The organism is Rheinheimera sp. (assembly GCF_037442345.1).
In the GTDB taxonomy this organism is placed as follows: Bacteria; Pseudomonadota; Gammaproteobacteria; order Enterobacterales; family Alteromonadaceae; genus Pararheinheimera.
Genome location: NZ_JBBIQL010000015.1, coordinates 80,438 through 104,979, shown reverse-complemented (window position 1 = coordinate 104,979; position 24,542 = coordinate 80,438). Strand labels below are relative to the sequence as shown.

23 protein-coding genes are annotated in these 24,542 nt (G+C 54.4%); 4 read left to right on the top strand and 19 right to left on the bottom strand.

The genetic code is table 11. The annotated features are described in order from the left end of the window. Genes WKJ04_RS10960 through ccmA form a run of 7 tightly spaced genes read right to left on the bottom strand, consistent with a single transcriptional unit; the run spans window position 1 to window position 5,224 of the window. Window positions 1–570, bottom strand: a complete 570-nt coding sequence (locus WKJ04_RS10960; protein WP_337880460.1) for a DsbE family thiol:disulfide interchange protein — start codon at window positions 568–570, stop codon at window positions 1–3. Further along, entirely contained in the window at window positions 563–2,521 is a 1,959-nt protein-coding gene (locus tag WKJ04_RS10955; protein WP_337880459.1) for a heme lyase CcmF/NrfE family subunit, read from the bottom strand. The genes WKJ04_RS10960 and WKJ04_RS10955 overlap by 8 nt, the downstream gene beginning before the upstream one ends. Continuing rightward, on the bottom strand, window positions 2,518–3,003 hold the full coding sequence (gene ccmE / locus WKJ04_RS10950; RefSeq protein WP_337880458.1) for a cytochrome c maturation protein CcmE: 486 nt from the start codon (window positions 3,001–3,003) through the stop codon (window positions 2,518–2,520). Before ccmE ends, WKJ04_RS10955 begins: the two co-directional genes overlap by 4 nt. Beyond that, window positions 3,000–3,203: a heme exporter protein CcmD gene (gene ccmD / locus WKJ04_RS10945; RefSeq protein WP_337880457.1), complete on the bottom strand. Its 204-nt coding sequence runs from the start codon at window positions 3,201–3,203 to the stop codon at window positions 3,000–3,002. Before ccmD ends, ccmE begins: the two co-directional genes overlap by 4 nt. Further along, window positions 3,203–3,952: a heme ABC transporter permease gene (locus WKJ04_RS10940; protein WP_337880456.1), complete on the bottom strand. Its 750-nt coding sequence runs from the start codon at window positions 3,950–3,952 to the stop codon at window positions 3,203–3,205. Before WKJ04_RS10940 ends, ccmD begins: the two co-directional genes overlap by 1 nt. Next, a complete protein-coding gene (gene ccmB, locus WKJ04_RS10935; protein WP_337880455.1) occupies window positions 3,942–4,604 on the bottom strand; it encodes a heme exporter protein CcmB in 663 nt (220 codons plus the stop codon). The genes WKJ04_RS10940 and ccmB overlap by 11 nt, the downstream gene beginning before the upstream one ends. Further along, a complete protein-coding gene (ccmA, locus tag WKJ04_RS10930; protein ID WP_337880454.1) occupies window positions 4,598–5,224 on the bottom strand; it encodes a cytochrome c biogenesis heme-transporting ATPase CcmA in 627 nt (208 codons plus the stop codon). Before ccmA ends, ccmB begins: the two co-directional genes overlap by 7 nt. Window positions 5,225–5,321: 97 nt before the next feature. On the opposite strand from ccmA, the gene WKJ04_RS10925 reads away from it, so the two are divergent. Both WKJ04_RS10925 and WKJ04_RS10920 read left to right on the top strand, forming a co-directional pair. Next, on the top strand, window positions 5,322–7,271 hold the full coding sequence (locus tag WKJ04_RS10925; RefSeq protein ID WP_337880453.1) for a flagellar hook-length control protein FliK: 1,950 nt from the start codon (window positions 5,322–5,324) through the stop codon (window positions 7,269–7,271). A 1-nt stretch (window position 7,272) separates the two neighbouring features. Then, complete coding sequence (locus WKJ04_RS10920) at window positions 7,273–7,584, top strand: EscU/YscU/HrcU family type III secretion system export apparatus switch protein (protein ID WP_337880452.1); 312 nt, start codon at window positions 7,273–7,275, stop codon at window positions 7,582–7,584. Here the strand turns inward: WKJ04_RS10920 and WKJ04_RS10915 are convergent. Together WKJ04_RS10915 and WKJ04_RS10910 are read right to left on the bottom strand one after the other, a co-directional pair. Beyond that, a complete protein-coding gene (locus WKJ04_RS10915; protein WP_337880451.1) occupies window positions 7,581–7,859 on the bottom strand; it encodes a hypothetical protein in 279 nt (92 codons plus the stop codon). The two genes, WKJ04_RS10920 and WKJ04_RS10915, sit on opposite strands and share 4 nt — an antisense overlap. A gap of 108 nt (window positions 7,860–7,967) precedes the next feature. Next, window positions 7,968–8,162: a hypothetical protein gene (locus WKJ04_RS10910; protein ID WP_337880450.1), complete on the bottom strand. Its 195-nt coding sequence runs from the start codon at window positions 8,160–8,162 to the stop codon at window positions 7,968–7,970. A 270-nt stretch (window positions 8,163–8,432) separates the two neighbouring features. On the opposite strand from WKJ04_RS10910, the gene WKJ04_RS10905 reads away from it, so the two are divergent. Continuing rightward, entirely contained in the window at window positions 8,433–9,500 is a 1,068-nt protein-coding gene (locus WKJ04_RS10905) for an AI-2E family transporter (RefSeq protein WP_337880449.1), read from the top strand. 68 nt (window positions 9,501–9,568) lie between these two features. On the opposite strand, the gene rluB is transcribed toward WKJ04_RS10905, so the two are convergent. From rluB to WKJ04_RS10865, 8 genes are all read right to left on the bottom strand, one after another. Next, window positions 9,569–10,519, bottom strand: coding sequence for a 23S rRNA pseudouridine(2605) synthase RluB (rluB, locus tag WKJ04_RS10900; protein WP_337880448.1), 951 nt, complete (start codon window positions 10,517–10,519; stop codon window positions 9,569–9,571). Next, entirely contained in the window at window positions 10,512–11,102 is a 591-nt protein-coding gene (gene scpB, locus WKJ04_RS10895) for an SMC-Scp complex subunit ScpB (protein WP_337880447.1), read from the bottom strand. Before scpB ends, rluB begins: the two co-directional genes overlap by 8 nt. A gap of 32 nt (window positions 11,103–11,134) precedes the next feature. Continuing rightward, window positions 11,135–11,953: a ScpA family protein gene (locus WKJ04_RS10890; protein ID WP_337880446.1), complete on the bottom strand. Its 819-nt coding sequence runs from the start codon at window positions 11,951–11,953 to the stop codon at window positions 11,135–11,137. Between the two features lie 15 nt (window positions 11,954–11,968). After that, on the bottom strand, window positions 11,969–12,589 hold the full coding sequence (locus WKJ04_RS10885; RefSeq protein ID WP_337840368.1) for an L-threonylcarbamoyladenylate synthase: 621 nt from the start codon (window positions 12,587–12,589) through the stop codon (window positions 11,969–11,971). A 55-nt stretch (window positions 12,590–12,644) separates the two neighbouring features. Beyond that, complete coding sequence (locus WKJ04_RS10880; RefSeq protein WP_337880445.1) at window positions 12,645–13,496, bottom strand: PHP domain-containing protein; 852 nt, start codon at window positions 13,494–13,496, stop codon at window positions 12,645–12,647. 140 nt (window positions 13,497–13,636) lie between these two features. After that, window positions 13,637–15,040 carry a glycoside hydrolase family 30 beta sandwich domain-containing protein gene (locus WKJ04_RS10875; RefSeq protein ID WP_337880444.1) on the bottom strand — a complete coding sequence of 468 codons (1,404 nt, stop codon included), beginning with the start codon at window positions 15,038–15,040 and terminating at the stop codon, window positions 13,637–13,639. 10 nt (window positions 15,041–15,050) lie between these two features. Further along, on the bottom strand, window positions 15,051–16,553 hold the full coding sequence (locus WKJ04_RS10870; RefSeq protein ID WP_337880443.1) for a tryptophan halogenase family protein: 1,503 nt from the start codon (window positions 16,551–16,553) through the stop codon (window positions 15,051–15,053). A 13-nt stretch (window positions 16,554–16,566) separates the two neighbouring features. Further along, window positions 16,567–19,308 (bottom strand): TonB-dependent receptor, encoded by a 2,742-nt coding sequence (locus WKJ04_RS10865; RefSeq protein WP_337880442.1) that lies wholly within the window; start codon window positions 19,306–19,308, stop codon window positions 16,567–16,569. Between the two features lie 450 nt (window positions 19,309–19,758). On the opposite strand from WKJ04_RS10865, the gene WKJ04_RS10860 reads away from it, so the two are divergent. Beyond that, window positions 19,759–20,925, top strand: a complete 1,167-nt coding sequence (locus WKJ04_RS10860; RefSeq protein ID WP_337880441.1) for a helix-turn-helix domain-containing protein — start codon at window positions 19,759–19,761, stop codon at window positions 20,923–20,925. 112 nt (window positions 20,926–21,037) lie between these two features. Here WKJ04_RS10860 and WKJ04_RS10855 read toward each other — a convergent pair whose 3' ends face one another. Together WKJ04_RS10855 and WKJ04_RS10850 are read right to left on the bottom strand one after the other, a co-directional pair. Then, the gene (locus WKJ04_RS10855; protein WP_337880440.1) at window positions 21,038–22,246 is read right to left on the bottom strand and encodes a PepSY-associated TM helix domain-containing protein; all 1,209 of its coding nucleotides are present in this window, start codon (window positions 22,244–22,246) and stop codon (window positions 21,038–21,040) included. A gap of 67 nt (window positions 22,247–22,313) precedes the next feature. Beyond that, window positions 22,314–24,437: a TonB-dependent receptor gene (locus WKJ04_RS10850; protein WP_337880439.1), complete on the bottom strand. Its 2,124-nt coding sequence runs from the start codon at window positions 24,435–24,437 to the stop codon at window positions 22,314–22,316. Between the last annotated feature and the right edge of the window lie 105 nt (window positions 24,438–24,542).

The window sequence follows — 24,542 nt, the reverse complement described above, 5'->3', positions numbered from 1 at the left end:
TTACTCCTGCAGGGCCTGCCACTGGGCAGCCAGTTTTTGCTGCCACAGCTGTGGGTTAATGTCGCCAATATGGTGGTAACGCACCACGCCGTTTTTATCGATCAAAAAGGTTTCCGGCGCGCCTGTCACCCCCAAATCAAAAATCAGCGAGCGGTCTTTATCCAGAATATTCCACTGGTAAGGGTCGCCATTCTGGCTCAACTTTAACGCCACCTCCTGCTGCAGGCGGGCTAAGTCAAAAACTTCACCAAAAGCGGCGTCGGCCGGCTGCTCGTAATAAAGCCCGACAATAGTGACGCCTTGCCGGCGCAGTTCAGTCAGATACGCCAGTTCGGCATTGCAGGTTGGGCACCAGACCCCCCAGACATTCAGCAGCAGCGGCTTGCCACGTAAATCGTCGGCGGTCCAGCGTTTGGCCGGGTTGTTTAAGTCTGGCAGGCTAAACGCGGGCAATGGCTGATTCAGTACTGAAGATTCGCGCTCCATCGGGTTGGAGAACAGCCCGCTGAATAAAAATACCGCCAACCCCAGAAACAAGGCCAGAGGCAGAAAAAATGCCAGTTTACGCATCTGCATGCTCCTTCCGTTGTGCAGGTCGGCGGTAACGTCTGTCCAGCAAGGCAATCAGCCCCCCCAACGCCATCAGTACCCCCCCCAGCCAAATCCAGCGCACAAAAGGCTTCACGTACAGGCTGAGCGCCCAGGCGTTCTCGCCCAAAGACTCACCAAGCGCCACATAAAGGTCACGGCTTAAGCGGGCATCCACCGCCGCTTCTGTCATTACAGTGCGCTGCACCGGGTAAAAACGCTTTTCGGCATGCAGATGGGTGACGTAATGGCCCTGATAAGACACATCAATTTCTGCCGCTTCACCGCTGTAATTCGGCCCGTTCAGCGCATACACGTCCACCAGCCGGAACTGATAGCCCGCCAGTTCCGCCGTTTGGCCTGGCTGCATCCGTACCTGAATATCTTCGCTGTAGGTTTTGGTCATCGCCACCCCAACCACCAGCACCGCAAAACCAATATGGGCCAGCGTCATGCCGTAATGGCTGGCGCTCAGTTTGCCAAGACCAACGCCGACTGAACCAAACTGCTGCAGGCGTGTGAGCAGTTCAAACAAGGCTGACGCCCCGACCCAGGCCCCCAGCAACAGCCCCATGAGCGCCAGATTGGCCTGTACCGACTGCAATGCCGCCATAGTGCCCAACGCCAGCGTCAGTGCCGCCATGGCCGCCAGGCTTAAAGGTTTGAGTAAAGTGGCAGCCTGCTGCTGTTTCCAGCGCACCCAAGGCCCTAACCCCAGCAATAACGCAAAAGGGATCACCAGATAATAAAACAGCTGGTTAAAAAACGGCTCGCCAATGGAAATTGACCCCAGGCCCAACTCTTTGTGCACCAGCGGAAACAAGGTGCCCAGCAGCACCACCACCATGGCGGTCAGCAAAAACACATTGTTGCCCCACAGCATCACTTCGCGGGAAAACAGCTCGTAGCGGGCCTGGCTGCGCACCGACTGCATGCGCAGACCGTAGAGTAACAGGGAGCCACCAACAATCAGCAGCAGGAATACCAGCAGGTACAACCCCCGGCTTGGGTCTGAGGCAAACGAATGCACTGACACCAGCACACCGGAGCGCACCAAAAAGGCGCCAAGCAGACTGAGCGAAAACGCTGCGATGGCTAACAGCACAGTCCAGGATTTAAAGGTGCCGCGCTTTTCGGTCACAGCTAACGAATGGATCAGCGCGGTGCCAACCAACCAGGGCATAAAAGAGGCATTTTCCACCGGGTCCCAGAACCACCAGCCACCCCAGCCCAGTTCGTTATAAGCCCACCAGCTGCCGAGCATAATGCCAAGGGTCAGAAACATCCATGCCGCCAGAGTCCAGGGCCGTGCCCAACGGGCCCAGGTGCTGTCAAACTTGCCACCAATCAGGGCTGAAATCGCAAAAGCAAAAGACACGGCAAAACCCACATACCCCATATACAGCATCGGCGGGTGAATGATCATGCCAAAGTCCTGCAGCAGCGGGTTCAGGTCACGGCCATCGGCAGGGTAATAGGGCAAGGTGCTGGCAAAGGGGTTGGACATCAATAACACAAAGGCATAAAACCCCAGCGCTATCCAGCCCATCACGCCCAGAATTCGGCCCTGCAGCACCAGAGGTAAACTGCGTGAAAACAATGCCACCGCCGCTATCCAGCCAGACAGGATCAGCACCCACAACAGCATCGAACCTTCGTGGCCGCCCCAAACCGCAGTCAACTTGTAGTACCAGGGCAGCAGGCTGTTGGAATTGGCCGCCACATACGCAATGGTAAAGTCATCCTGGTAAAAGGAATACGACAAAGCCCAGAAGGAAAAAGCCGTCAATAAAAACAGCGCATAGGCCAGCGGATGCCCCAGCTGCAAGGCTCCGCTTTGTTGTTTCAGACTGCCATACAGTGGCACCACCGCCAAAGCCAGTGACAACACCAGCGCCACTGTCAGCGCCAGCTGACCATACTCTGCAATCATGGCTTCTGACCCTTGTCCTGAGTCTGAGAAGGCGGCACATGTTTTATGCCTTTCATGGCTTCGGCCACTTCCGGTGGCATGTACTCCTCGTCATGTTTGGCGAGCACTTCCGAGGCTTTGATGGTACGGGCATCCAGTAAAACACCGGTCGCCACTATGCCCTGCCCTTCACGGAACAGGTCCGGCAGAATGCCCTCGTACTCCACTGTGACCAATGGGCCTGTGTCGACTAAATCAAACCGCACTTTCAGTGAATTCGGGTCACGTTTGACAGATCCTTTCACCACCATACCGCCAATACGCAGGCGTTGGCCTACTTCCGGTTTGGTTTTGTCTTTGCCAATCCCCTCCACCAGCTGGCTTGGGGTATAAAACAAATCAATGTTTTGTTGCAGCGCATAGAGCATGGCGCCTACAGCGCCCCCCACCAGCACAATCACGGCAGTGACCGCCAATAAGCGTTGTTTACGACGTGGATTCATTCGTTGTGAGTCTCCTGATGTTGCCGCACCCGTTGCTCCCGCGCTGCTTTGGCGCGGATTTGTCGTTTTAATTGGTTGTGTTCACGCAGGCTGAACCAGCCAAGCCCCAGCAATAAGGCGTAGGTCACTCCAAATGACAGCCAGACAAAAAAGCCATAGCCGCCCATAGCCCAAAATTCTGCCCAGGAAGAAAAAGCCATCAATTGTTCTCCACCAGCTGTCGGACCCAGGGTCTGTGTTGTTCGAATTTCAGAATCTGGCTGCGCAAACGCAGGCAGGTTAAAGCCCCCAGTAATAAAGCAAAGCCCAATAAGCTGATCAGCAGAGGCCAGAGCATAGAAGCATCAATTGAAGGCTTGGCGAATTTGGTAATAGTGGCGCCCTGATGCAGGGTGTTCCACCACTCCACTGAATAATGAATGATGGGTAAATTCACCACCCCGACAATGGCCAGCAAGGACGCCACTTTAATGCCACGCTGCGGATCCGAAAACGCACCGGCCAGCGCCAGCACCCCTAAATACAAAAACAGCAGCACCAGCTCTGAAGTTAAGCGTGCGTCCCAGACCCACCAGGTGCCCCACATAGGTTTGCCCCAGGCTGCGCCCGTAATCAGTGCAATAGCGGTAAAGACCGCACCTACAGGCGCTATTGCCAACACAGACCACTGTGCCACCCGGATTTGCCAGACCAGGCCGACAAAAGCGGCCACCGCCATGCTGCTGTAAGCCCCCATAGACCAGATAGCCGCAGGCACATGAATATGAATAATGCGGTACGAATCACCCTGCTGGTAATCAGCCGGCGTAAATGCCAGGCCCCAGATACTGCCCAGCAGCAGGGTCAACACAGCCCCAGCCATCAGCCAGGGCAACAAACGGCCGCAGAAGTGATACAAGGTTTCAGGTTTTGCATAAGGATCCAGCCAGCGGAACATATCACCCCACATTCATTTTCAATGCCTGTCGCACGGCCAGAGGCACCAGCGCCAGACTCAACAATAAAAACGCCAGCAACACAGCCAACTGACCACTGTAATCCAGGCCCGTTGCAGCAGCATCCATCGCACTGCTGGCAAAGATCAGCAGTGGTATATACAAAGGTAAAATAATCAGCGCCTGCAGCAAACCGCCTTTATCGGCGGCTGTGGTCAGTGCGGCCCCCAGCACACTCAATAAACTCAGTACCGGCGTGCCCAGCAACAGGGTCAACACCAAGGCCTGATAACTGGCGGTATCCAACCCCAATAACAGCGCAATCAACGGTGACACCAGCAGCAGCGGCACGCCGGTCGACAGCCAGTGACAGGCGATTTTGGCCAGCACATAACGGCCAAGGCCGGTCTGAATAGCCACCAGCTGCTCAATCACCCCAAAGCGGTGATCCTCTTTAAATAAACGTTCGGCCGACAACAACACCGACAACAAAGCCGCTATCCAGACCACTCCAGGAGCTATCTGACGCAGCATATTCGGCTCTGGCCCAATGCCCAGCGGAAATAAACTCAGTACCAGCAGAAAAAATACCAGCGGATTCAGCCAATCCGCTTTTTGCCGCACCAACAGCGCCAGCTCCCGGCGCACTAACACCTTGCTTACCATCTGTACTGCAACTCCAGTTGGGCAAGTGCCTGATAATCGGATGATAACGCTTGATGACTGGTCAGCACCACGGCGCCGCCACGGGCACAATGCTGCTGGATCTGTTGCTCCAGCCGGGCGATCAGCTGTTTATCCAACGAAGTAAAAGGTTCATCCAAAATCCACAGCGGTCGCTCTGTCAGCCATAAGCGTGCCAACGAAACCCGGCGCTGCTGGCCGGCACTGAGCATATAACAGGGAATGTCTTCCAGACCAGCCAGCCCCAGTTGACCCAACAACTGATAAGGTTCGTAGTGGCGGCAGCCTAACAGGGCGGCCCAGAATTCCAGGTTTTGCAGCGCATTTAATTGACTGTGGATGCCAGCCTGATGGCCGATAAAAAGCAGATGCGCGGAAAATTCGGCCGCCGATGCGGTAATCACCTGACCACGAAAGCGGACCTGACCGGCTTCCGCATCAGCCAACCCGGCGATAATACGTAACAAAGAGCTTTTGCCAGCGCCGTTTTTGCCTTGAATATGCAACACCTGGCCTTCTGGCAGGTCAAAGCTCAGCTGGTCAAATAACACTCTGTCCTGACGGACACAGCTTAGTTGTTCGGCGCTTAACAGAATCGACAAAACGCAGGCTCCGGAAAAAAGTGGCGGCATCTTAGCATATTGGTAATAGAATACGAATGCGCTGCGCGCCTGAACAGCGCCGACACAGGACAAAACTATGAATCAAATCAACCTTGATAGCCTTTTCCAGCCCCAGGCCAGATCAGCGCAGACGCTGGTGACACTGGTGCAGGAACAAAGTTATCAGGCGCTGCTCAGTGTCGGCAAATCCCAGGGCAGTCTGACTGTACAGAGCCCAAGCGGCCCCTTAACACTCAGCTCAAGCGCATTAAACCTGCCTCAACTGCAGGGTCAGGTCACAGTGCAGTTCAACCCGACCCCATCCGGTCAGCTGCAACTGCAGCTCAGCCAGCAGTTTGCCAGCCCACAAGCCATTCAGCTGAATCAGGCGCAGTGGCAACAACTGGTCAGCAGCCTCAGTCAGCAATTGCCGCAAACAGCGGTCAGCCTGCAGGTTCAGTTCAGGTCACAAGACATGGCGCTGCTGCTCAAATTGCCTGCACAACACACGCCTGTGCGTCTGCCGCTGCCTGCGGTGTTGCAACCTTTGCAGGCCGTGTTTGCGCAGCAACCTGCATCTCAGTGGCTCAATGCCAGACTGGAGTTCAACCAGGGGGAGCTGAAATTGCAGGTGCAGCCAGAGGCAAAATGGCTCGCCAGTCAAACGGAAGAAATACAGACCAGCCTCAGTCAACTGGCCAGTAAAGCAGTGCGGCTCACTCCATCGCCGGCTGTACAGGTCCAGTTGTTACCGGCTCTCAGCCAGAAGCTCAACCAGCAACTGGGCCACACAGCAGTACCTTTGTTACAACTGCAGCAGCTGGCATTACCCACTGCGCTAAAACAACAACTGGCCGCACCGGCTTATCAGCTGCAGCTAAGTTCAACAGGTCAGTTGCAATTAAAGGCGCCACTGCAACAGCAGACGGTCATCATCGAATCGCCCGGAAAATCGGTGCAACTGCAACCCGTTCATACCGAACAGACAACGGCTCAGCGTCCATCCAACGCCCGCCCTGCTCCACTAGCGGCACAGGCAATCCCAGCGGCAGAGCCGTTTGCAGGCGCAACCAAACATCAACCCCAGCAGGCAGAAGCCTTAGTTCCAGGCAAAGTGCTGCAGCCAGAAAGGCCTCAATCACAGGCCGCCCCATCGCGGCTGTCAGCCATGAATCAGCACGGCGCAGTCCAGGCAGAGCCCGTGCCGCTGAAGCTTGAAGCCTCAACGGTGAACCAGGCATGGCGTCAGTTGCTGCCACTGCTGCCAGAACAATGGCAAGAACTGCCCGACAGCCCGGATTTACCGCCTGTGGTCCGAGAGTTGCTGCAACAAGTCCGTCAATGGCAACCTGACCCACTAAAACCACAGCTTGCCAAAGAACTACCCGAACAATTGCAGGCCTTGTTACAGTTCAGTCCGGCGATGGCACTGCCAGGCACTGCCGCGCCAACCACAGCCGCATCAGGCCTGGCGCTGGCGCTGCAATTATTACTCGGCCGGATCAGTTCAGGCTCCCAGGAAAAAACACCGGTCAAAGAAGGCAAACTGAAAGAGCTGGTACAGCAACTGGACAGCCAACAAAGCCTGGACTTACTGAAAAAACTGTCCTCGCACAGTGCGTCGGTGCAACAGGCTCAGCTGGCCACCGTGGAGCAACAAGCGAAAGAGCCGCTGCAGCAACTCTATTTCGCCCTGCCGCTTAATGGTCAGCACCAAAGTGATCTGTGCCAGATTGTGATTACCGAGCGGGAGCCTGACCCTGAACAACGTCAGGCCGGCGGCTCCGGCTGGCAGCTGACCATGAAGTTTGATTTAAAAATTCTTGGTAATTTACTGGTGATCAGCCAGTTGGCAGGCCCCAACCTGAACCTGCAGCTCTATACCGACAACAATACCGCCTTATTGCTGGCCGAGAAGTTTTTGCCTTTGCTACGGGACCGGCTGAAAGCTCAGGGCCTGCAGCTGGGCGAAACCCGCTGTCAGTTGGGTAAAATTCCGGACAGCCTGATGCCCAAAACCACCAGCTTACTTGCGATACGGGTCTGAGATGACAGAAAAAAACGACAAAGCCCAGTCAGCCGTTGCGCTGGCTTATGACGGCGAACATGCGCCGCAAATCGTGGCCAAAGGCCATGGCGAGCTGGCCGCCGAAATACTGCAGGCCGCCAAAGAACATGGGGTTTTGGTGCATGAAGATGAAGAACTGGTGAAAGTACTGCAGCGTATTGAACTTGGTGATTCCATTCCCAAAGAGCTTTTTGTCATTATTGCCGAGCTCATCGCCTTTTCTTATGTGCTGCAGGGCAAATTCCCGGATGAGTGGCACAATATTCATCAGCGGATTGATTTAAAAAACTAAAAGGCTTCAGGCTGGACCTGCAGTACCCGGGCGGCGGCAACAGCAGGATGGGAAATACTCAGGTTTAACCCCGTCAGCAGACTGAAACTGTCAGTTCCTTCACTGACTTCCAATAAAAACTCCAGGCAAGGCTCACCATGCCAGTCCAGCGCACGCAGCAAATGCCAGTCGCTTAGCTGGACATGGCTCAGGGTATGGCCGCAGTCCCGTGCTACGTCGTCCAGATCCGCGTCGTCGTCCGACAGTTCTACTCCGATACAGGCATACAATTTCATAACAGTCTCTGTTCTTTTGTCAGGTCTGATCCTCAGTGTACCAAGAGACAGCCAAAAAAAAGCCGCATCATGCGGCTTAAAGTTCATGAAACTTGGAGAATTATCCGTTCAGTAGTAGATATCTCCCTTTTGATGCAGCTGAGGTTCGTCCAGCAATTCATCAAAAGAGACGGCCATGTGACGTTCCTTGTCGTCCAGATCGGATAAATACACAGCTCTGTCCTGTGCGTCAATCCAACTCACCACTCCGACCCCTTTTTTGGTCTGGCAAATCATGCCCAGCTTCAGCTCAAGTACATTCATCACATAACCTCCGACTCAGTCACAGACAAAAAGTTAGACTGCTTTTACCACCCTTATGACCTCCGACCAGTTAGATTACGCTTTAAGTCTATGAACAGAAACTGAATTTAATTTCCAGCATAATCGGACTGAACAACGGCCCTTGAATACACGTCAAAACAACGCCAGATCCAGCTCTTAGACGAAAGTTCTGGTTTTTTATTGCAATTCAAGCTTTTAGAATAACCTGGAAAGCTTTACTCTGGTGTCGCCAAGCTAACAAGGGGTTTTATGCCGCAGATCATCAGTAATACCGCCATTAGCCAGGTGCTGCTGGTTCTTATTCTCGCCGCCGGCGTGTTCTTTTTTATCGGTTTTCTTGTGCCTGTGTTGGCCGCGCTGATTATCTGCTTTGCCAGCTGGCCTTTGTACCGCCGTTTACTCGGGTTCTGTCGCCACAATACAGCGCTGGCCGCCAGTCTGGCCATCTGTGCCATATTGCTGGGGTTGATTGCGCCTTTGTCCCTGGTGTTCTCTTATGCGGCTGACGAAATTCGCGGCTGGGTGCAATGGCTGATCGATGCCAACCAACATGGCGCCCCTGTGCCACAGTGGGTGCAGGATTTACCTATGGTTGGAGCCTCGTTGGCAGAAGAGTGGCGGCATTATTTGTCCGAACCGCACCAGCTCGGTCAGGTGGTCAGTTTATTCAGTGGCGAGCAACTGGGTGGTTTATCCAAACTGGTGCTGAGTTTTGGCTTAAATTCCGCCGGGTTATTATTGACCTTACTCTTTATGCTAATCACCTTGTTTTTTCTGTACAAAGACGGCGAAAAACTGGCCGTACAACTTGATACTGTTGGTGAGCGTATATTGCCAGACCGCTGGAACCGTTTTTCCCGGGTGGTGCCCGCCACTGTCAGTGCCACCGTCATTGGCATGACGCTGATTGCCATAGGTGAAGGGGTGGTGCTGGGGGTCGCTTATTGGATAGCCGGAGTACCTTCCCCGGTCGCTTTTGGGGTGCTGACGGGTTTTATGGCGCTGATCCCGGGTGGGGCACCGCTGTCTTTCACTCTGATTTCGCTGTACCTGGTGGGCAGCGGTGACATAACCGCAGGTATAGGTTTATTCCTCTGGGGCAGTATTGAACTCTTTATTGTTGATAAAACCATTCGCCCCACCCTGGTCGGTGGTCCTGTGAAGCTGCCCTTTCTGCCCACCTTCTTTGGTCTGGTGGGGGGCGTCAAAACCATGGGCATGGTCGGGTTATTTGTTGGCCCGGTGCTGATGGCGCTGTTGGTGGCCATCTGGCGTGAATGGCTGCATGAAGAGCCGAAGAAAATGCCGCTGATGTAGCTGTTGTAGCCTGTTAAACCATAGAAAAAGCCAGAGCATTGCTCTGGCTTTTTCTTGTCTGCGTTCCGTTAAATCCGGGTGCGTTTTTTCGGCGCCGGTCCTTTAGCTTTCGGCTTGGGGCTGCGCTGCTCAGTCGGTTTGGCTTTGGGTGCTTTTTCTTCTTTGGCCGGTTTTTCACCGCTTTTCACCGCGATTTGGTGCTTACGCACCGCGCGTTTAATGGACGCCATCCGACGACGTCGCTCATCCCGATCTTCAGGTTTGGCCAGACTTTCGGTTTCTGCCGTCAGGTTCACCAGCTTACGCAGGTAATTCACTTCTGCCAGCGGGTATTCGCTGTAACCACCGGCCGGTAAATGCTTCGGCAGTACCAGGTCGCCGTAGCGTACCCGCATCAGGCGGCTGACCACCACGCCTTGCGATTCCCACATGCGGCGTACTTCACGGTTGCGGCCTTCAGTCAGCACCACATGGTACCAGCGGTTAATGCCTTCACCACCCATGGCTTTGATTTTTTTGAAGTTGGCTTTGCCATCCTCCAGCTCCACGCCCATCCGCAGTTTCTGGATCATCGCGTCTGTCACATCACCAAAAATCCGCACTGCGTACTCGCGCTCTACTTCAAATTTCGGGTGCATTAAGCGGTTCGCCAGTTCACCGTCTGTGGTAAACAGCAATAAACCACTGGTATTGATATCCAGACGGCCTATCGCAATCCAGCGGGCACCCTGAATTTTTGGCAACCGTTCGAACACCGTCGGCCGTCCTTCCGGATCGGTGCGGGAACAAATTTCGCCTTCGGGCTTGTGGTAGGCAATCACCCGGCAGATCTGCTCGGTTTCAGCAGCAATTTTTACCGGATGACCGTCCACCCGCACCTGTTGGGTTGCCGTGACCCGGTCGCCAAGATGGGCCACTTTGCCATCTACTGTGACACGTCCAGCACTGATGTACTCTTCCATCTCACGGCGGGATCCGACACCGGAACGCGCCAGCACTTTCTGTAGTTTTTCACTCATTGGTTGTGTTCTCTTCAGTCATCACGACTGGGTTAAAAAAATCGGGCTTGTCGGAAAACTCCGTCAAGGCCGGTAACTGGCTTAAATCCTTTAAACCAAAATAGTCTAAAAACTGTGCTGTGGTGGCATATAAACCTGGCCGGCCTGGCACTTCTTTGTGTCCCACCACTTTGACCCAATTGCGATCCAGCAAAGTCCGCATAATTTGGGTGGACACTGTCACCCCCCGCACTTCTTCAATTTCACCGCGAGTAATGGGCTGGCGGTAGGCAATCAGCGCCAGGGTTTCCAGCACAGCCCTGGAATAACGCGGACTGCGCTCTGGCCACAGCAGCGCCAGATAATCGCTTAAATCGGCGCGGGTCTGAAATCGGTAACCACTGGCGGTTTCGGTCAGCTGAATACCCCGGCCGGCATAATCCTGCTGCAAAGCTGCCAGCGCGGCCTGAATACGCTTTTTGCTCAAGTCAAAGGCTTGCAGCACCGAGTCCTGCAATTCGGCAATCGACAAGGGCTTTTCCGACGCAAAAATAGCGGCTTCCAGTAACTGCAGCAGCTGCTGTTCATTAATGCGTCTGGCCATGGCATTCCTTCACAGGGGTAAAACGGCGGCTATTATGCCAATTTGACGTGGATCTGACCATAAACTTCCACCTGAATCACTTGCACCAGTTTCTCTTTCACCAGTTCCAGCACTGCCAGAAAGGTCACCACCACCCCGGCGCGGCCTTCAGCCAGCTCAAAACAGTCTTCAAAATTCAGGTAGCCACTGCGGCCACGCAACAACTCCAGAATGCGGCTCATGCGTTCGCGGGTCGACAGCGCTTCTTTTTTGATCTGATGGTGCTGAAAGTCTTTGGCGCGTTTGGCAATGTCGGTCAGCGCCGACAACAACTCCTGCATCGACACTTCCGGCAGGATCACAAAAGGGCTGAAGTTGTCGGCAAGCTCTGCCTGCCCACTGAAATGGTCGCGCTCCAGCCGCGGCAGCAGGTCGATGTCCGACGCTGCCTGACGGATCACTTCGTATTCCTGCAGGCGGCGGATTAAATCCGCTCTGGGGTCTGCCTCTTCGTCGCTGCCCTGTGAATGTTGCGGCAATAACAGGCGGGATTTAATTTCGGCCAGCATAGCGGCCATCAACAAATACTCAGCCGCCAGCTCAAAATTCATCTCCTGCATCAGGTTGATGTATTCCATGTACTGCAGGGTGATTTCGTTGACCGGCAAATCGACAATGTCGAATTTGTACTTGCGGATGATATAAAGCAGAAAATCCAGCGGGCCTTCGAAGCTGTCAAGCAGCACTTCCAGCGCCTGCGGCGGAATATACAAATCCTCGGGTTTTTCCAGCACGGCCTCACCGCGGACAAAAGCCAGCGGCAATGGGTGCTGCACCGTTAAGGATTCAAATTCGACCTGCAGCTCGCTCATCAGTGCAGTTCAGGCTCAGACAAAAGCCGAAGCATCGCCCTGGCCCTGGCGCACCAGCACAGGGAAATCTTCGGACAGGTCAATCACTGTAGTGGGCGCTTCGGCTATGACACCACCATGAATAATTAAATCGACCTGACGCTCCAGTTGGTGGCGCATATCGTCCGGGTCTGCTTCGGCAAAATCCTGGCCTGGCAACACCAGCGAGCTCGACATCAGCGGCTCACCCAATTCGGCCAGCAGTGCCAGCGCAATTTTATTGTCCGGAATACGCAGGCCCACGGTCTTTTTCTTTTCGTTCAACAGGCGCCGCGGCACTTCTTTGGTGCCTTTGAGGATAAAGGTAAAAGGACCAGGCGTATGATTTTTAATCAGCCGGAATGCGGTGTTTTCCACTTTGGCGTACACCGACAGCTCCGATAAATCGCGGCACATCAGGGTAAAGTGGTGTTCGGTGTTCATCTGACGGATTTGCAGAATACGCTCCAGCGCATCTTTGTCGCCAATATGACAGCCCAGTGCATAACCCGAATCGGTCGGGTACACAATAACGCCGCCCTGCTGAATAATCTGCACCGCCTGCTTTAACAGACGCTGCTGCGGGTTCTCCGGATGGACATAGAAAAACTGGCTCATAAGTGCTTCTTTTTACTCAAACTTTATATAGAAATAGCAAGGCTTGCCGCTAAACTCAAGCCTGAGTGGGCTGGAACTGCAACCAGTTGTGCCAAACCGGGATAATATCATCGGTAAAATACAAGTGCTTCCCCAGCTCATTCCAGGGCGTGGGCTGGTGGAAATCAGAACCGGCCGACGCAGTCAGGCCAAATTTTTTCGCCAGATCCCAGACCTGACGTTTTTGCACCGGCGTGATTTGCGCCGACGCCACTTCAATGGCCTGGCCACCGGCCGCGGCAAAGGCCTCAGTCAAGCGGGTCAGATAACGGCCATTCAGGTTGTATTTCAGCGGGTGTGCCAGCACAGGCACGCCGCCTGCGTCTAAAATCCACTGCACAGCGTCGGCCAGCGCCACCCAGTTATTCGGCACATAACCGGTTTTGCCACGGCCTAAATACTTTTTAAACACGCCATTCAGATTCGGCGCTTTGCCAATTTCCACCAGATAACGGGCAAAATGCGTGCGGGTCAGCGCAGCACCATCGGCAATACGCAGTACGTTACTCAGCACGTCAGGAATTTTGTTTTTTTCCAGCCGGCGCGCCATCTCTTCAGCCCGTTCGTACCGGCGCTGCTGCTGCGACGCCAGTCGCTCCAGAAAAACCGGACACTCCGGGTTGATGTTCAAGCCGACAATATGAATTTCGAATTCCAGCCAGGCGGTGGAAATTTCCACCCCATTCACCAGTTGCAACGCCAGTTGCTGCGCGGCAATAGCGCTTTGGGCATCGGCAAGACCGGCCACAGTGTCGTGGTCGGTAATAGCCAGCACATCCACGCCTTTTTCAGCGGCGCGGGCCACCAGTTGTGCCGGGCTCAGCACACCGTCAGAACAGGTGGTATGGCTATGTAAATCAAATCGCATTGGGGCTACTCTTCAGAAAACAGCCGCCATTGTGCCACGCCGCACGGGGTCAGGTCTTGAATTTTGAACGGGGTCAGGTCTTGTATTTTGTATTGAAACGCAAAATACAAGACCTGACCCCAAGAGTGACTCAAGAGAAGTTAGTTGGTGGCGGGCAGGATCAGGCTCAGCACCGACTGTGCTGGCACCGAGACGGCGTAAGGCAGTAGCTGCTGATCCAGGCGCAGGTTAACGGACTGAGCTTTCTGAGCCCGGTTTAACAGCAGCAGCGCAATCTGGCCATCCGGGCGCTGGTAAGCAATCTGATGCATATCGGTCAAGGTCAGGCTGGAGCCTATCCGCACTGAACCCGGCGGCACCACTTTGCTGGCCTGGCCAATAATGTAATACGCCACATTGCGGCTGACTCTATCACCGTCAATGGTCAGCGCGCCTTTACACAAACTGCAGCCACCCGGCGTGTAAGGCTTAAATTCGCTGTCGGCCGCCAGGTTCCATTCCAGCACGTTGCGGGCCCAATTGGCCGGAGCGCCAATAATCAAATGCTCGGTATGCCACAACAGATTGTCGGCAAACTCCGACTTCCCGCCCACCCACTGCTCGGTGAAATAAATATGCTTATCCGGATGCGCCGCTTTCAGCTCGGCCAGATTGGCAATCTCCCCGCCGTACAAATGAAAGGCCGAACCGTCAATGTAAGGCTTGGCGATTGGGTCGTTCAGCACCGTAATGGCGTATTCCACATGATCGGTGTTGTGGTCGTAAATAATAATTTTGGTGTCCAGCTTCGCAGCCTTTAAGGCCGGCCCCAGGTGGCGACCAACAAACTTGGCCTGATCCCAGGCGTGCATCAGCAAGCTTGGGTTATTGCCATCATGCAGCGGCTCGTTCTGCACCGTCACTGCGTCAATACGCACCCCATGCGCTGCCATCGCCTGCAGATACTTGACGAAATAGTTGGCGTAGACCGGAAAATACTGTTCCAGCAACTCGCCGCCCACAGTGGACTGATTGCTCTTCATCCAGACGGGCGGCGACCAGGGACTGGCCAGCAATTTAATCGTCGGGTTAATCGCCAGAATTTGTTTTAACACTGGCAGCAGGTACTGCTCATCGGCGCGAATGGAAAACTGCTTCAGTTCAGGGTCCGTCTGACCAGCAGGTAAATCGTTGTAGCTAAACGGCTGCGGGTCCAAATCCGAGGCGCCAAGGCTCAGACGTAAATAGCTGACGGCCAGCCCATCTGACCCAAATAGCTCCTGCAATAATGCCGCGCGGCGTTCGGCACTCAGTTGCATCAGATGCATGGCACTGCCACCAGTCAGGGTATAGCCAAAGCCTTCCATCGACTGAAAACGCTCGTTGGTGTTCAGGCTAAGCTCCGGCTGGCCCGCCTTGGTTGGCTGCTGCCATGACCAGGCCGGACTGAGCAGATACTGCTGATCGGCGCTGGTCAGGTACGAAGTAGCAGGAGCAGCCTGCGCGGGCAATAACATAGCGCAGCCCAGAGCCAACAGGCTGAGGAAACGGGAAAACAGGGTCATAAACAAACCTCTAGGTTGATGCCATCAATCGGGCAATAAAATCTTGGTGTTTGGGCATTTGCGCCACACAGCTTTGGATCACCGCTGCGGTCGACGCGGCAAAATCCCGCAGTTGAGCTTCAGGTTTTAAATCCACCAGCGGGTCATACCGGTTGGGCGATAAGCCCTGGCCTAACAGCACCTGCACCCAACTGTCTTCGCGAAACAGTTCATCAGCAACCCGGTGCACCCGGCCATAAGCGCTGAAGATCGCCAGTTTTTGCGCCAGTGGTTCCGGCACCTGCATGCGGCGGCAGTAACGCCAGTATTCGCTGTCGTTGCGCTGCGTCACCTTGTAATGCGCCACAATAAAGTCACGGATTTGCTCCATTTCGGTGGCCGCCAGCAGGTTGTAATGGTCGATATTGGCCTGAGCAAAGCTTTTGTCCGGAAACAGGTTCACCAGCCGGGTAATGGCGGTTTGCACCAAATGCAGACTGGTGGATTCCAGCGGCTCCAGAAAACCGCTCGACAAACCTATTGCCACACAATTGCCCCACCACATTTGTTTGCGTTTGCCTGTGGTAAAACGCAGCAGTCGTGGGTCATCCAGTGGCGGCGTAGTTAAGCCCGCCAGTAACTGGCTTCGAGCCTCATCATCCGAGCAAAACTCAGAACTGAACACCAGGCCATTGCCGGTGCGGTGCTGCAGCGGTATACGCCACTGCCAGCCGGCGCTATGCGCGGTCGAGCGGGTATAAGGCGGCACATCGGTCAAGGCTTCTGTCGGCACAGCCCAGGCACTGTCATTTGGCAACCAGTGACTCCAGTCGTCGTAGCCCACTCCCAGGGCCTGCCCCAACAACAAAGCGCGGCTGCCGGAGCAGTCGATAAATAAATCACCATGCAGCTGGCGGCCATCGTCCAGCAACAAATGGCGGATATGGCCTGTCACTTCATCACGGGCCACATGCGAAACCAGACCTTGTAGCCGCACCACGCCACGTTGCTCTGACAACTCGCGCAGGTAACGGGCATAAAGCCCTGCGTCGAAATGGTAGGCATAGGCAATTTCACTGACCGGGGATTGCGGCCGGTTCGCATCAGCAGGCATAAATTTATGCTGCTGCGCCATACAGCTTGCAATGCAGTAGTGCTCAAACGGCAGGGCTTGCCCCAACTGCTGTAGCTTCAACCAGTACTGGTAAAAGCTCAGCCATTCCCACTGCCGGCCCAAAGCACCAAAGGCATGAAAATAGCTGTGACCCACTGTTTTCCAGTTCACAAACTCAATGCCCAGCTTAAAGGTGGCGCCGGTCGCTTTGATAAAGTCAGCTTCGGCAATACCCGCCAGATGATTAAACAGTTTGATCGCCGGGATGGTGGCTTCCCCCACCCCGACGGTCCCAATCTGTTCTGACTCCACCAGTGTAATCGCAACCCGGCCCTGCAGTAACTTCGACAGCAGGGCCGCGCTCATCCAGCCGGATGAGCCGCCGCCGACAATCACAATGTGCTTGATCGGTTCAGACATGCTGTGGTCTCTCTTACAGTTTGTAGCTGACACCAAACAAGAACTGACGACCGTACTCTTCGTACACCTCAGGGAAGTGGCCGCCATTTTCCTGCAGCGTACTCAGCCGTGTGGTGTACGGCGAATTGGTCAGGTTGTTCACCTGAAACAGCACCGTCAGGCCATACAAATCGCCTTCCTGAAAGCTGTAGCTCAGCTGAGCATCCACTTGTTTATCCGCCAGCACTTCGGTGTAACCCCGGGTGGCAAACAGCTGCACCACTTCGCCACGGAACTCCGAGCGGTAGCGCGAGTTCAACCGGGCAGAGAAGCCGTCTTTTTCATAGTAGAAGGTTAAATCACGTACCCGGTCGGACAGACCAGGCAGCTTATTGCCACTGGACGGGCCATCAGGACGAATGTCCGAATCCGCCCAGGACTGGCTGCCAATAAAACCAAAGCCATCCAGCGGCTGGTAAAACTGGCCTAAATCCAGCGACATACTCAGCTCCAGGCCGCGGATATTGCCGCCCTGCCCATTGGCTGGACGGCTCATATTGCCGATAGGACTGACCGGCTCAATGTTGGAATTGTTCGGCGCGTTGCTAAAGTCGAAATCAAAGTTCTGGGTGTAAATATAACTGTCGAGTTTCTTGTAAAACGCACCAAGCGCAACATAGCTGGTGCCTTCCAGATACACCTCGTAGGTTAAATCCACAGCTTTGGCGCGCCATGGCTCCAGCTGCGGGTTGCCGCTGCTGCCACTCCAGCGGCGGCTGTCCACCGACACCCCGGCGGTAATATTGGCGCGCATTTCGTCCATCCGCGGCCGGGCCATGGTTTTGCCCAAGCCCAAACGAATAAACTGATCATCCAGCACTTCCAGCCCCAGGTTCAGTGCCGGCAGCACATCGTTATAGGAAGCCCCACTTTCGACCTGCGTCAGGGTCGCCGGATCGTCCGGGTTGTAATCGCTGGCCAGGAAGCCACTCGACAGTTGGTCCGTCTGCACAAACTGGGTGCCGATATTGCCTTTTAATGGCCGGCCAAACAGCTCGGTATCCAGGTTCAACCGGACAAAACTGGTCAGCACTTCTTCGTCCACGCTCCAGGCTTTGTTCCATCTGTTAGTGTCCAGAATAGGTTCAATGTCGTAATAGCGGTCGACCGTTTTCAGAATGTCGTAAGAAATTACCCCTGGAATACCAGCAAAGGCCAGCGAGGTAGGGCTGACCAACAACGACGGGTCAATGCTGACTGGCGTGCGGTCATTTTTCAGGAATAAATCGTTGTCATCCACCAGCTTGTTTTTGCTGCGTTCGGTGTAGTTCGCGCCGATATCAAACGAGCTGAAGTGCTTGCCCAGCATGCCGTCGGTTAAGTCGTAACGGCCGCTCAGCTCCACCGCTTTGACGCTTTCTTTCACATGAGGGTAACGGATCGAACCATCATGGCCCCAACCGCCCCATGGCGCCGGGTCGCTCAGCTGCACCTTGTTCACGTCTGTGTAGTCGGTGGCTGGGGTGTAAGTCGGGAAGCCATAAGGCTGCAGGTTGAACTGAATAGAATCAAAACTGCCGCTTGGTGCCAGGCCAGCATAGGTTTCCAGCACCATCTCATCACGCTCCGAGCCCGAATACGACAAGTCCGCTTCCAGTGTCCAGCGGTCCAGCTTGAACTGAGTATTCCAACCCAGCGCTTTTAATTCGTCGTCTCTGGTGTTGTTGTCGTTGCGCAGTACCGGGCGCAGATTAGTCGCGGTGCCACTTTGCACCACCTGAGTTCCGCCAAAGTTGGCAAAAGTCGGGTTTAAAAACTCCATGCCATCGCCAGTCCATTGGTTGGTAAACCACATGGCACCGCGCATCACTTCGTCCTGTTTAAATTTGGAGTAATAAGCGTCGATAATGCTGTGCACCTGGTCATTTGGCTTGTATTCCAGTACAGCCATCAGGCCGTCCCGCACCTGACTGCGCGCCACGGCCGTCACTTCCTGCCCCACTAAACCCAGCGCCTCGTCGTTTTCGGTACCTGCCAGCGCCTGATCGACCGTATTCCATTCCCAGGCTTTGTAATGCTTCACCTGAGTTGGCGTATCCATATGGGCAAACCCAATGGCCAGACCGACCGTGTCGTCGGCAAACTGGTCGATGTAAGACGCGCTGCCACGCCAGCCGTCGGCTGACACTTCCGGGTGCATCTGGTCAAACGAGCTTTTCTCACCCCGCAGGTTAAACACCACGGCTTGTTCGCCGTACGCCAAAGGGCGGATGGTGCGTAAATCGACGGTGCCGGACAACCCCATGCCGGCAATGGCCACGTCAGAAGTTTTGTACACCACGGCACCGTTAATCAGCTCAGACGGGTACTGGTCGTATTCCACCGCCCTGTTGTCACCGGCGCTGGCCTGCTGGCGGCCATTTAAGGTGGTGGTAGAGAAATCCGGTGCCAGACCCCGGATCGAGATCACCTGCACCCGACCATTCACCCGTTGTCCAGCCAGGCCCGGCAGACGGGTTAGTGACTCGGCAATACTTTGGTCCGGTAACTTACCAATGTCTTCGGCAGACACGGCTTCGACCACACCAATTTCATTCTTTTTAATATCGATGGTGGTTTCCATACTGCGGCGAATGCCCTGCACAGAAATCACTTCCACCTGCTCTTCAGCCTTCGGCACTGGTTGCTGTGCCTGCGCCGCAGACGGCAACAGACCAACCCCGACAGCAACTCCTAATACCTGTGAAATGGCCACACCCAATTTGCTTTTATTCATCTTGTTATCTTCCTTCTCCCGTTGATGAGCGCCTGCATGTTCTGTGCATACTCTGGCGTTCAGCTGACACTAGCGCTGCCCCTGAATTTTGTCGTTTGAACTAGGTCATACCTGAAATTTTTTGCATTATCAACAGGTTCGAATAAAGTCGAACCCGCACAAATAATTGATTTAAAACAACAAAAACTCAAACCTTTGGTTTTAACATAGGTGCATTATTTTTATGCATAGCCGGTTCTACCCCAAGCATCTGCGGCTTGGCGTTTCGGTTTCAACCACAAGCAGCCAGGGGATGTAGTGGGTGGATGAGAGCCAAAAGAGCCTGACCGACAAAGCGCTTGCTCTGGGTCGGAGCCAAAGGCATAGTGACTGGTAATTGCATCAGCAGAATGCGATGTTTTGCTAAAAACCGGCGTTCAACCCGGTCAGACAACAGGTTGTTTTTGGGATATGGATACCATTCTGTTTAACTTCCATGACTTGCTCATGGTGGTCACTGCCTTCGAATGTTTGCTACTCGCCGCCCTGCTGGCTGCCTCAGCCCGCACGCCGTCGCTGAGCAACGCGCTGTTGGTCGCCTTTTTGTTATGCCATTTTCTGATCCCGCTGCACGAACTGATGTTTTGGGGCAAACAATTCCGTATCTGGCTGCTGGACATCTCGCCGGACCTGTTTTTTATCTTCAGCTTTGCGTATTACCTGGACGGGCCTTTGTTGTATTTCTTCGTGCGCGCCCTGCTGTACAAAGATATTCAGCTCAAACCCAAACACAGCTGGCATTTGTTGCCCTTAGCGCTCTATGTGCTGCATATGCTGGTCAGTTTTTACCTGCAGCCAGACGCCGTGCAGCGTCAGCTGATTGAAACTCAGCATATTGCCTATTCGTCGCCGCACCTCTATGTCGAAACGCTGGGCCGCTTTGTCCGCATGGGCTATGTGCTTTGGTGTTTTATGCTGGTATGGAACTACCGCCAGCAACTGCGGCATGAACAGGCTGATTTAAAAACCTCGGACGTGGCCTGGCTGAAAATTATGCTGCTGTCGTTTTTGCTGATCTTCGCGCTGGACACCGTACTGGTCTGTCTCAAGCTGTACGGCTTTTTGGCGGACGATTTTGACATGGACTTGCTGAATGTGGTGGGGCTCAGCAGCTACTACCTGAACTTTGTTGCGCTGAATATTCTTATTTTTCTGCGCTTTACCTCCTTCGTGACCGTAGCGCCGGTCAGCGAACAGCCACTGTTTGAAGCCAAAGATGAAAGCGCGGCAGTGTTTGATCAGCAAATTGCCCTGCGACTGGAACAGCTGATGCGTGAACAGAAGTTTTATGCCAATCCGGACATCACGCTGGACAAACTGGCAGCCGCCGCTGGCTACCCGGCGAAAAAGGTGTCACTGACCATTAAACAATGCCACCAGCAAAATTTTTACGAGTACGTCAACAGCTACCGTATCGCACAGGCCAAGCTATTACTGGCCGAGCAAGGGCCAGAGGCGCAGACCATTACCGACATCTACTTTGCGGTCGGTTTTAACAGCAAGTCGGTATTCAACACCTTCTTCAAACGACTGGAAGGCGTCACCCCCAGCCAATACCGCGACCAACAAAACCCTTAATCCCCTTTTGGGGTCAGGTCTTGCACGGGGTCAGGTCTTGCATTTTGCGTTTCAGTGCAAAATGCAAGACCTGACCCCAAAAAGAAAAGAAAGTTAGCGCGCGATGCAAAATTCAAGACCTGACCCCAACGGAGCCAAGCACCGGCGACAAAGGCAGCCGCTCAATTTCACGTTGACTGAAGTTGGCGGTGGTCATTGCCAATGCAACCAGCACCAACAGCAAACACAAAGCGCCATGCAGCCCATACCACCTCGCCAACTGAGGTTGCTGGCGTTTGGTGCGTAACCGGTGCAGCCAGAGCCCGCTCGCGACCAGAAACGTCAGCGCCAGGCCAAACAGCAAATACAGCAATTTGACGCCCAAACCAGCAAAACTGCCAAAGTGCAGCGGGTCGGCAATATCCACCAGGGTGCCGACCAGGCCTAAATCCCCCTGCCGCTGCGTTTGGATAATCTCGCCACTATTGGGGTGCAAATAAACGCGATTGGCCCGGTTCCGGTAGAGCGGATTACCGTCCTGGCCGGACAGCATCACAGCCGCTTTGGCCTGCACAGGAAAATTAACAGCACGGACCTCCAGCCATGGCGCGACCTGCTGAGCTTTTTGCACCAGCTCCGCCAACGGCAGCACCGCCGCAGGGTCTGCCGGCTGGCTCAGTTTAGGCACCGAGGGGTAATGCTCTACTTTAAGCCGCAGTAACCAGAACTCAGTGAAATACCAGAGCCCGGTTAAGGTGATGATCAGAATAAAAGGCCAGCTGCAGGCGCCGAGCCATTTATGCCAGTCGGACCAATGAGTACGCTTTTGCAGCGTCAAGCGGCCCGGCCACTTCAGTAGCCCCTTCCACCACTGCTTGTAGACGTAAAAACTGCTGACCAGCAGCGCCGCCAGCAAAAAACTCAGCGCGGTCACCAGCACTTTGCCGACATCGCCCATCGACAGGTACATATGCAGGTTGCGCAGGTAACGCGACAACCTTCCCCACTCGCCATCCCCGGTCAGCTGGCCACTGGCTGGGTCAAAATAGACAAACAAAAATTCGTTTTGCCGCACCAGGCTGATTTCGCCCGCCAGATAGGGCTGATCAGGCAATTCAAGCGCAAGGATCTGATACCCAACATAGTCACGGTCGAGCTCTGCCTGCAGCTGAGCCCAGGGTACAGGCCCGGATGCACCACTGGCGCGAAACTTAGCGTCGCTCAGGTATTCAATTTCGTGACTCACCACAGCCAGGGTGCCGCTCAGGCAGACCAACAGCATCAGCCAGCCAAAATAAAAACCGGCAAAACTATGCACCGCAAACCACTTTTTCGGGCTCATCAATCCATTATCCTGTAAAAACAAAGGCTGCCCGACAGGACAGCCTCAAGTAAAACAGAGCCCTTAGTCAGAACTCATAACCCAGTTGCAGCATCAGGCGGCGCGGCTCACCGGGGAAATGTCCGGTGCGGGCAATAAAGCCAGAGGTTGCATAGGTTTTATCAAACAGGTTTTTCACGTTGGCCTGCACAGTCCACTGCTGCCAGTGCGTTTGCCAGCTTAAGTCAAACACTGTGTAAGGTTTCACTTTCTGACCGTCGATACTCAGTTGCTCAGCCACATAGTCCATGCCGGCAGAAATGGCTGAATTTAGCGCGGGCAAGTCGTAGCGCGTCCACAGCCCCAGCTGATGCAGCGGCGCATTGGCAAACTTGGTGCCAACCGCATTGGTGATGGCGCTGGTGCTTTGCTCCACCCTGGTGTCGTTGTATGCGTAGTTCAGGTTCAGCACCCAATTGGCCGACAAGTCGCCGAGCAAATCCGCCTCAAAGCCTTTGGCCCGCACTTCACCCAGTGCAATTAAATCATCACGGCCGTCGCCCGCCACATCACCCCGCGGATCGGACTGCAGAATGTTATTGCGCACCATGTCATACACAGCCAAATTCAACCGAACCGCATCGTCCAGCAAAGAGAAGCGTACACCCAGTTCATCAATGGACGACTGCTCCGCATCAAAAGGACCGCCGACGGCTTCCACCTGAGAGCTGGCCGACTGCGGGCTAAAGCCGGTGCCACGCAGCGCGTACAAACGGGTGCTGTCGTTCAGCTGATAGGTGGTGCCAATACGCCATGACATATCGTGTCCGGCCACTTCTGAGCCATCCACCAGATTGCGGTCGGTGAAGCTATCCCAGCGCAGACCAGCCAGCAGATTCCAGTGTTCAGTCAGGTCGACCATATCCTGCAGGTACATGCCCTTGCGGGTGGCTTTGGTGTCGGTAGAGCTGATCACCGCCAGGCTCATGTCATAAAAATCACGGCCAGCCAGGCCATACACCGGGTCTTTCAGGCTCAAGCCAGGCACCTGGCCACGCTGCTCTTCAGGCTGAATATTGCGGCCAATAAAAAATGAGTCCTGACTGAAATAATCCGCGCCTACCAACACCTGATGGGTAAAACCTGCGGTGTTCAATGAAATCACATTGTTCAGCGTAAAGCTGTTGGCGGTGTTGTCCCGCTGCTGGTCGCGGAACTGGCGGCGACAGTAATCAATCACGCCATCGTTATCGGTGTCATAGCTGCAGTGCGGCTCGTGGTAGTTTTGCAGCTCGGTGTTGTCATAACGGCGCCAGGTCAGGTCAAAGGACCAGTCACTGCTGAATTCATGATCCAGCCGGGCCTGCCAGACGTCCGCTTCCAGTGTCTGAAAGTCAGAGGCTTCATTGTGGTTCCAGTCACGGCTGGTCAGGAAATTGCCGTCCGCATCTGTTGGCACTCCCCGTAAACGCGCGCCCTGATAATTCTGCTCCAGCTGCTGGTACTGCACCAGCAGGCTGGTTTTGTCGGTCAGCAACCACTGATAACCCAGGTCCAGAATGTCATTTTCCACTTCGGTGTTTTGCCGGAATGGTTGCTCGCTGTCGCGATAATAACCAACACGGTACAGATGCTCATCGGTCAGCGGGCCGCTCAACTCCAGCGAACCTTGCCAGTAGTTGTAATTACCAAGCCCCAGCTCCAGCCGGTTTTTCTGCACCGCTGTTGGTTTTTTTGTGACGTAGTTAATCAGACCACCGGGCGCGCTACTGCCATACAAAGCACCGCTGGTACCTTTAAGCAGTTGAACTTCCTGAATATTAAACAGTTGCGGTACGGCAAAGCCGTTAAAAGGGTCGCCACGCACGCCGTCGTACAGAATTTCGTCCTGGCGGAAACCACGGAAGGTTACGCCTGAATAACTGAAGGCACTGACACCGCTCATGCTGCGGTATAAATCGGTAATTTGCCGGGCGGCCTGGTCCTGAATCAGGGCTTCAGGTAACACCTGAATGTTCTGAGGCACCAGCGCAATATCCTGATCGGTCCGGGTGGCCACACTGGAGTTCGAGGCACGGTATAAAGTTTGCGCCCGGCCTTTTACTTCTATTACTTCCAGTTCATCGTCTTGCTTTTCAACCGCTTGCTGCGCCTGCGCAGACAAGGACAACAACAACGCACTTAATACACTTAACCGAAACTCCGCTCGCACCTGGCACCCCAAAAATACAAATGATAACAATTATCATCTTACATGATTTAATCCCCAGCCGTAAACCACCAGGGTCAGGTCTTGCATGGGGTCAGGTCTTGTATT

Excerpts from the sequence above, each read along its gene's own strand:
- WKJ04_RS10960 (WP_337880460.1), bottom strand. The coding sequence starts at position 570 with ATGCGTAAACTGGCATTTTTTCTGCCTCTGGCCTTGTTTCTGGGGTTG.
- WKJ04_RS10955 (WP_337880459.1), bottom strand. The coding sequence starts at position 2,521 with ATGATTGCAGAGTATGGTCAGCTGGCGCTGACAGTGGCGCTGGTGTTG.
- ccmE (WP_337880458.1), bottom strand. The coding sequence starts at position 3,003 with ATGAATCCACGTCGTAAACAACGCTTATTGGCGGTCACTGCCGTGATT.
- ccmD (WP_337880457.1), bottom strand. The coding sequence starts at position 3,203 with ATGGCTTTTTCTTCCTGGGCAGAATTTTGGGCTATGGGCGGCTATGGC.
- WKJ04_RS10940 (WP_337880456.1), bottom strand. The coding sequence starts at position 3,952 with ATGTGGGGTGATATGTTCCGCTGGCTGGATCCTTATGCAAAACCTGAA.
- ccmB (WP_337880455.1), bottom strand. The coding sequence starts at position 4,604 with ATGGTAAGCAAGGTGTTAGTGCGCCGGGAGCTGGCGCTGTTGGTGCGG.
- WKJ04_RS10925 (WP_337880453.1), top strand. The coding sequence starts at position 5,322 with ATGAATCAAATCAACCTTGATAGCCTTTTCCAGCCCCAGGCCAGATCA.
- WKJ04_RS10920 (WP_337880452.1), top strand. The coding sequence starts at position 7,273 with ATGACAGAAAAAAACGACAAAGCCCAGTCAGCCGTTGCGCTGGCTTAT.
- WKJ04_RS10915 (WP_337880451.1), bottom strand. The coding sequence starts at position 7,859 with ATGAAATTGTATGCCTGTATCGGAGTAGAACTGTCGGACGACGACGCG.
- WKJ04_RS10910 (WP_337880450.1), bottom strand. The coding sequence starts at position 8,162 with ATGAATGTACTTGAGCTGAAGCTGGGCATGATTTGCCAGACCAAAAAA.
- WKJ04_RS10905 (WP_337880449.1), top strand. The coding sequence starts at position 8,433 with ATGCCGCAGATCATCAGTAATACCGCCATTAGCCAGGTGCTGCTGGTT.
- rluB (WP_337880448.1), bottom strand. The coding sequence starts at position 10,519 with ATGAGTGAAAAACTACAGAAAGTGCTGGCGCGTTCCGGTGTCGGATCC.
- scpB (WP_337880447.1), bottom strand. The coding sequence starts at position 11,102 with ATGGCCAGACGCATTAATGAACAGCAGCTGCTGCAGTTACTGGAAGCC.
- WKJ04_RS10890 (WP_337880446.1), bottom strand. The coding sequence starts at position 11,953 with ATGAGCGAGCTGCAGGTCGAATTTGAATCCTTAACGGTGCAGCACCCA.
- WKJ04_RS10885 (WP_337840368.1), bottom strand. The coding sequence starts at position 12,589 with ATGAGCCAGTTTTTCTATGTCCATCCGGAGAACCCGCAGCAGCGTCTG.
- WKJ04_RS10880 (WP_337880445.1), bottom strand. The coding sequence starts at position 13,496 with ATGCGATTTGATTTACATAGCCATACCACCTGTTCTGACGGTGTGCTG.
- WKJ04_RS10875 (WP_337880444.1), bottom strand. The coding sequence starts at position 15,040 with ATGACCCTGTTTTCCCGTTTCCTCAGCCTGTTGGCTCTGGGCTGCGCT.
- WKJ04_RS10870 (WP_337880443.1), bottom strand. The coding sequence starts at position 16,553 with ATGTCTGAACCGATCAAGCACATTGTGATTGTCGGCGGCGGCTCATCC.
- WKJ04_RS10865 (WP_337880442.1), bottom strand. The coding sequence starts at position 19,308 with ATGAATAAAAGCAAATTGGGTGTGGCCATTTCACAGGTATTAGGAGTT.
- WKJ04_RS10860 (WP_337880441.1), top strand. The coding sequence starts at position 19,759 with ATGGATACCATTCTGTTTAACTTCCATGACTTGCTCATGGTGGTCACT.
- WKJ04_RS10855 (WP_337880440.1), bottom strand. The coding sequence starts at position 22,246 with ATGAGCCCGAAAAAGTGGTTTGCGGTGCATAGTTTTGCCGGTTTTTAT.